1 protein-coding gene is annotated in these 1,860 nt (G+C 75.9%); it reads left to right on the forward strand.

Annotated features, from left to right (window positions below):
• Nucleotides 1-99: 99 nt before the first annotated feature.
• The coding region (gene ligA / locus ABZ885_RS40290; protein WP_360200043.1) for an NAD-dependent DNA ligase LigA at nucleotides 100-1,860 on the forward strand (1,761 nt) is incomplete at its 3' end.

Consider the following 1,860-nt stretch of genomic DNA (forward strand, 5'->3'; position numbering starts at 1 on the left):
CGCCCCGGATCCGCTGCCACTGCTCCTCGGTCCACACCACGTCCGGCACCGGGCACCGGCGCGGCAGCACGATCGGCTGCAGGTGGCGCCGGTCCTGCCCTGGCGTCTCCGGACGCCTACGCCGACGCCGTCGCCACCGCCGTACGGGCCGCCGCGGCGTACTACGCCGACGGCTCCACCCCGCTCGGCGACGACGAGTACGACGCCCTGGTGCGCGCCATCGAGGCGTACGAGGCCGAGCACCCCGGGGAGGTCCTCCCGGACTCGCCGACCGGCAAGGTGGCCGGCGGCGCGGTGGTCGGCGACGTCCCGCACTCCGTGCCGATGCTCTCGCTGGACAACGTGTTCTCGGCCGAGGAGCTGGAGTCCTGGGCGGCCGGCCTGGAGCGGCGGCTGGGCCGTCCCGTGGCGGCCTGGTGCGTGGAGCCGAAGCTCGACGGCCTCGCCGTCGCCGCCCGCTACCAGGCCGGCCGGCTCACCCGGCTGCTCACCCGCGGTGACGGCCTGGCCGGCGAGGACATCACCCACGCCGCCGACGCCGTCCTCGGCCTGCCCGTGCGGCTCGCCGAGCCGGTCGACGTCGAGCTGCGCGGCGAGGTCCTGCTCACCCAGGAGCAGTTCGAGCACGCCAACGCCGTCCGCACCGAGCACGGCGCCACCCCGTTCGCCCACCCGCGCAGCGGCGCCGCCGGCACCCTGCGCGCCAAGGACCGCCCGTACCGGATCGAGCTCACCTTCTTCGCCTACAGTGCGGTGGGCCTGCCCGGCCTCGACCACACCGGGCTGCTGGCCAGGCTCGCCGGCCTCGGCGCGGGCACCGCGGCCGCCACCGCCGCCGACCCGCGGCGCTGCACCACGCTGGACGAGGTCCGCCAGCGGATCGACGAGATCGCCGCCCTGCGGGCCGCGCTGCCGTTCGGCATCGACGGGGTGGTGGTGAAGGCCGACGCGCTCGCCGACCAGGAGGAGGCCGGCTCCGGCTCCCGGGCCCCGCGCTGGGCGGTCGCCCGCAAGCTGCAGGCCCAGCACAAGGTGACCAGGCTGCTCGGCGTCGAGTGGAACGTCGGCCGGACGGGCATCATCGCGCCCCGCGCCGTCCTGGAACCGGTGGTCATCGACGGCGTCACCGTCACCTACGCCACCCTGCACAACCCGGCGGACATCGAGCGCCGCGGCCTGATGCTCGGCGACCAGGTGTTCGTCTACCGCGCGGGCGACGTCATCCCGCGCGTCGAGGCGCCGCTGGTGGACGAGCGCACCGGCGCCGAGCAGCCGATCGGGTTCCCGCAGGTGTGCCCGCGCTGCGGCGACGCCATCGACACCTCCGAGCAGCGCTGGCGCTGCGTGCGCGGCCGCGGCTGCCAGGCCGTCGCCTCGATCATCTACGCGGCCGGGCGCGACCAGCTGGACATCGAGGGACTCGGCGGCACCCGTGCCGTCCAGCTGGTCGAGGCCGGGCTGGTGGCGGACCTCGCCGACCTGTTCACCCTCACCCGGGAGCAGCTGCTCACCCTGGAGCGGATGGGCGACACCAGCGCCGACAACCTGCTCGCCGCCATCGAGACCGCCCGCACCCAGCCGCTGAACCGGGTCTTCTGCGCCCTCGGCATCCGTGGCACCGGCCGGACGATGTCGCGCCGGATAGCGGCGTACTTCGGCAGCATGGCGGCGATCCGGGCCGCCGACGCCGAGGCACTGGCCGGGGTGGACGGCATCGGCGTGGAGAAGGCGGCCGTCATCGTCGCCGAACTCACCGACGTCGCGGGCCTGTTGGACCGGCTCGCGGCCCAGGGCGTGGGCACCGCGGTCACCGCGCCGGCCGTTGCTGCGGCCGCCGCTGCGACCGCCACGGAGGCGGCC

This window comes from Kitasatospora sp. NPDC047058 (assembly GCF_040643935.1).
Lineage (GTDB): Bacteria > Actinomycetota > Actinomycetes > Streptomycetales > Streptomycetaceae > Kitasatospora.